This is a genomic window from Methylobacterium sp. CCH5-D2 (assembly GCF_001556475.1).
Lineage (GTDB): Bacteria > Pseudomonadota > Alphaproteobacteria > Rhizobiales > Beijerinckiaceae > Methylobacterium > Methylobacterium hispanicum.
The window spans coordinates 1-4,164 of record NZ_LSIX01000783.1; the positions used below are offsets into that span (position 1 = coordinate 1).

At 72.5% G+C, this 4,164-nt stretch carries 4 protein-coding genes; 2 read left to right on the plus strand and 2 right to left on the minus strand.

The annotated features are described in order from the left end of the window. A partial coding sequence (locus AX737_RS20805) for an alpha/beta hydrolase (RefSeq protein ID WP_066924559.1) occupies positions 1–896 on the plus strand: 896 nt, incomplete at its 5' end. Positions 897–980: 84 nt separating this feature from the next. On the opposite strand, the gene metW is transcribed toward AX737_RS20805, so the two are convergent. Both metW and AX737_RS20815 read right to left on the minus strand, forming a co-directional pair. Next, the gene (gene metW / locus AX737_RS20810) at positions 981–1,688 is read right to left on the minus strand and encodes a methionine biosynthesis protein MetW (protein WP_066924561.1); all 708 of its coding nucleotides are present in this window, start codon (positions 1,686–1,688) and stop codon (positions 981–983) included. Further along, a complete protein-coding gene (locus tag AX737_RS20815; RefSeq protein WP_066924563.1) occupies positions 1,685–2,899 on the minus strand; it encodes a homoserine O-acetyltransferase in 1,215 nt (404 codons plus the stop codon). The genes metW and AX737_RS20815 overlap by 4 nt, the downstream gene beginning before the upstream one ends. 284 nt (positions 2,900–3,183) lie before the next feature. Between AX737_RS20815 and AX737_RS20820 the strand changes: the two genes are divergently transcribed. Then, positions 3,184–4,164 (plus strand): acyltransferase family protein (locus AX737_RS20820; RefSeq protein ID WP_197430659.1); only part of this gene is annotated, 981 nt, incomplete at its 3' end.

Genomic DNA, 4,164 nt, shown 5'->3' on the forward strand with positions numbered 1-4,164 from the left:
ACCCGTACCCGGTCGCCTACCTGCCGCTGAGCCGCGACGGCGAGGCCCAGCGCCTCGCCTACATGGACGTGGCCCCGCTGGGCACGCCGAATGGCCGCACGGTGCTGCTGCTCCACGGGCGCAACTTCCCGTCGAGCTACTGGGCGCCGGTGATCGCCGCGCTCGCGGGCGCGGGCTACCGGGTGGTGGCGCCCGACCAACTCGGCTTCGGCAAGTCGGCCAAGCCCGTCGGGCCCTTCACCTTCGACCGCATGGCCGCCGACACCGCCGCGCTCCTCGACGCCCTGGGTCTGCGCCGGGTGGACGTGGTGGCCCACTCGATGGGGGGCATGCTCGCCGTGCGGCTTGCCCGCAACGCGCCGGAGCGGGTTAACAGCCTCGTCCTGGAGGCGCCGATCGGGCTGGAGGATTACCGCTTCAGCGTGCCGCCGGTCGCGGACGACGTGCTGCTGAAGCGCGAGGGCGATCTCACCGCCGCGGCCTACCGGAAGCAGCTGATGACGAGCTACGCCCTTTCCCTGCCGGAATCGACGATCGAGCCCTTCGTGGAGATCCGCGAGCGGGTGAAGGGCTCGGGCGAGTACCCGCGTTGGCTCCGGTCCTTCGTGAACTCCTACCAGGCGATCTGGGGCCAGCCGGTGGTGCACGAGATCCCGCTGGTGCAGGCGCCGACCCTGTTCCTGATGGGCGGCAACGACCGCAACGCCCCCGGCAAGCCCTACGCCCCGCCGGATCTCGCCGCGCAGATGGGGCACAACGTCGAGAACGCGCAAGCGCTCGCCGCCCGGATGCCGAAGGGCCAAGCGGAGGTGTTCGACGGCGTCGGCCACCTCGTCCACATGGAGGCCACCGACCGCTTCAACGCCCGGGTGCTGGAGTTCCTCGACGGGCATTGACGCGCCCTCCCTCCGCCCTCAGAGGGGGGAGGAAGGACGGCTCGGTTCATGCCCCGCGCACCCGGAGCGGTCCACAGGACGCCGCTACCGGCCCCCGGCCGCGCCGTCCCGCCGCAGCAGGAACACACCCTGCGCGCCGATCAGGTTCCAGAACCACCAGGGCATCGCGAAGCGCATCGGACGCCCGCGCGCGTCCAGCGCCGCGGCGGTCTCGATCTTGGCGCCGACGGTCCGGCACAGGCCGACGAAGTCGCGGATGGTGCAGTGGTGGATGTTGGGCGTCTCGTACCACGCCTCCGGCAGGATCTCGGTCACCGGCATCCGCCCGCGGAAGGCGAGTTCGGCCCGCACCCGCCAGTGCCCGAAATTCGGGAAGGAGATGATCACCTGCCGGCCGATGCGCAGCAGGTGCTCCAGCACGATCCGGGGGTTGCGGGTCGCCTGGATGGTCTGGGACAGGACCACCACGTCGAAGGCGTCGTCGGGGTAGGCGGCCAGATCCGTGTCGGCATCGCCCTGGATCACCGAGAGGCCGCGCGCCAGGCAGGCGTTCACGCCCGCCCGCGACAGCTCGATCCCGCGCCCGTCCACGCCGCGCCGGTCGCGCAGCAGCGCCAGCAGGGTGCCGTCGCCGCAGCCGATGTCGAGCACCCGTGCGCCGGGGGGCACGAAGCCCAGCACGACGAGGTGGTCGACGCGCGCGTCCCCCTCGCCGCCCTCGCGCGGCAGGGCCTCGGTCGCGTCCCAGGGTGCGTCGGCCGCCGCCCGCCCGCTCACGGTCCGCGCGCTCATAGCCCGCGCGCCCGGGCGGCGGCGTCGATGAAGCCCTTGGCGGCGGAGTACATCGCCGGCTCGTCGAGCAGGAAGGCGTCGTGGCCCTTGTCGCTCTCGACCTCCACGAAGGCGACGGGCGCGGAGGCCGCGTTGAGAGCGTGCACGATGGCGCGGGATTCCCGCGTCGGGAACAGCCAGTCGGAGGTGAAGGACATCACGCAGAACCGCGTCCTGGTGCCCCGGAAGGCGTTGGCGAGCACGCCGCCATGATCCTCGGCGAGGTCGAAATAGTCCATCGCCCGGGTCAGATAGAGGTAGGCGTTGGCGTCGAACCGCTCGACGAAGCTGACGCCCTGGTGGCGCAGGTAGCTCTCCACCTGGAAGTCGGCGCTGAACGAGAAGGTCGGCGCGCTGCCGGCCTGGAAGCGGCGCCCGAACTTGCGGTGGAGCGCTGCCTCCGACAGGTAGGTGATGTGCGCGCCCATCCGGGCGACGCCGAGCCCCTTGGTCGGCCGCTTGCCCGCCTCGAGGTAGCGCCCGTCCGCCCAGGCCGGGTCGGCCATGATCGCCTGCCGGCCGACCTCGTGGAAGGCGATGTTCTGGGCCGAGTGGCGCGGCCCCGTGGCGATCGGCATCGCGGCGAAGACGCGCTCGGGGTAGAGCGCCGCCCATTGCAGCACCTGCATCCCGCCCATCGAGCCGCCGATGCAGAGGAACAGGTCGCGGATGCCGAGATGCTCGACGAGCATCGCCTGGGCCCGGACCATGTCGCGGATGGTGACGAGGGGGAAGTCCGGGCCGTAGGGCCGGCCCGTCGCCGGGTCGAGCGAGGCCGGGCCGGTCGAGCCCATGCAGGAGCCGATCACGTTCGAGCAGACCACGAAGTAGCGGTCGGTGTCGACGGGCTTGCCGGGTCCCACCAGCGTCTCCCACCAGCCGGGCTTGGCGGTGACCGGATGGCGGTGGGCGAAGTGCTGGTCGCCGGTGAGCGCGTGGCAGATCAGCACCGCGTTGGAGCGGTCGGCGTTGAGCGTGCCGGCGGTCTGGTAGGCGATCTGGAACGGGCTCAGGTTCACCCCGGCATCCATCGCGAGCGGCCGGTCGGGCCCGAAATGGGCGACCGGGCTCTGCGGCTCCAGGGCCTGGCTGCGCTCCGGGCTCGGGCGCATCCCGCGGCCGGGTTCCGCTGCGGGAGCCGGCCTCAGGGCGGTGTCGGGGGCGTTGTCCATGACCGTTCGTCTGGCGGGCGCGCCCCTGGGAAGAGCACGTGCAGGGCGCGCGGCACGTTCGTGTGACCGCCGGAGGTAGTATGCGGGGCCGGGGGCGTCAACGAAAGGGCAGACCTGCGCGTGCCGTTCAGGATCCCGGCGCGGCGCGCGGGCGGCCCGGCCGGCGGGTATCGCGCCGTTAAGGCTAACCTCGCGTCGGAGCGCGCCTTTTCCGGATTCTTCACCGCCCCCGGACGGGAATGGCGGGCCGGAGGGCTGCTTGTCCCCGCCGGCCAGGGCGTCCGATGCGCGTAGTCTCACAATCCGCCGCAGGTCAGGCCGTGCCGGAGCGCACACCGCTCGCCTGGGTGGAGATCGCCAAGGGCCTGTGCATCGGCCTCGTGGTGCTGATGCACGCCACCTTCGGCCTGGAGGGCGCACTCGGCGAGCAGGGCTACGCCCACGCGATCGCCGACTTCGCGCAGCCCTTCCGGATGCCGACCTTCTTCGCGCTCTCGGGCCTGTTCCTCGGGCGCGCCCTCGCCGCGGGCTGGGGCCCCTTCCTCGAGCGGAGGGTGTTCCACTACCTCTACTTCTACACGCTCTGGCTGCTGATCCAGGAGGCGATCCGCTTCCCGCAGCTCGGCGGCGGCACGCTCGCGGGCAGCCTGAACCACTTCGCGTGGTCCTATGTCGAGCCCTTCTCGACCCTGTGGTTCCTCTACGCCCTCGCCCTGTTCGCGCTGGTGACGCGGCTCGCCGCGCGCGTGGCCACCCCGGTGGTGCTGGGCGTCGCCCTCGGGCTCGCCGGGAGCGACATCAGGAGCGGCTGGCACCTCCTCGACGTCGCCTGCGACACCTACGCGTACTTCTACGCCGGCTACCGGCTCGCCCCGCAGATCCTCGCCTTCGGGGAACGGATGCGCGCCCGCCCGGCTCTCGCCGCCGCGGCGACGGCGGGCTGGCTCGTCGTCAACGGGGTCCTGATCTTCCGCGTGGTCCCGGCCCTCGGATGCGCCACGGTCGGCGAGGCCCCGCTCGTCGCGCTGCCGCTCGGCGTCCTCGGTGTGTTCGGCGTGACGGCGCTCGCGACGCTGCTGGAACGGAGCGCCGCCGGGCCGGCGCTCGCCTATGCGGGCTACCGCTCCATCGTGATCTATCTCGCGGCCTTCGCGCCGGTCGCGCTCCTGCGCGCGGGGATGGTGCGCTACGGGGTGCCGCTGGACGTCGGCACCGCGAGCCTCGCGCTGACCGCCGCCGGCATCCTGCTGCCGCTCGCCCTGGAG

Excerpts from the sequence above, each read along its gene's own strand:
- metW (WP_066924561.1), bottom strand. The coding sequence starts at position 1,688 with ATGAGCGCGCGGACCGTGAGCGGGCGGGCGGCGGCCGACGCACCCTGG.
- AX737_RS20815 (WP_066924563.1), bottom strand. The coding sequence starts at position 2,899 with ATGGACAACGCCCCCGACACCGCCCTGAGGCCGGCTCCCGCAGCGGAA.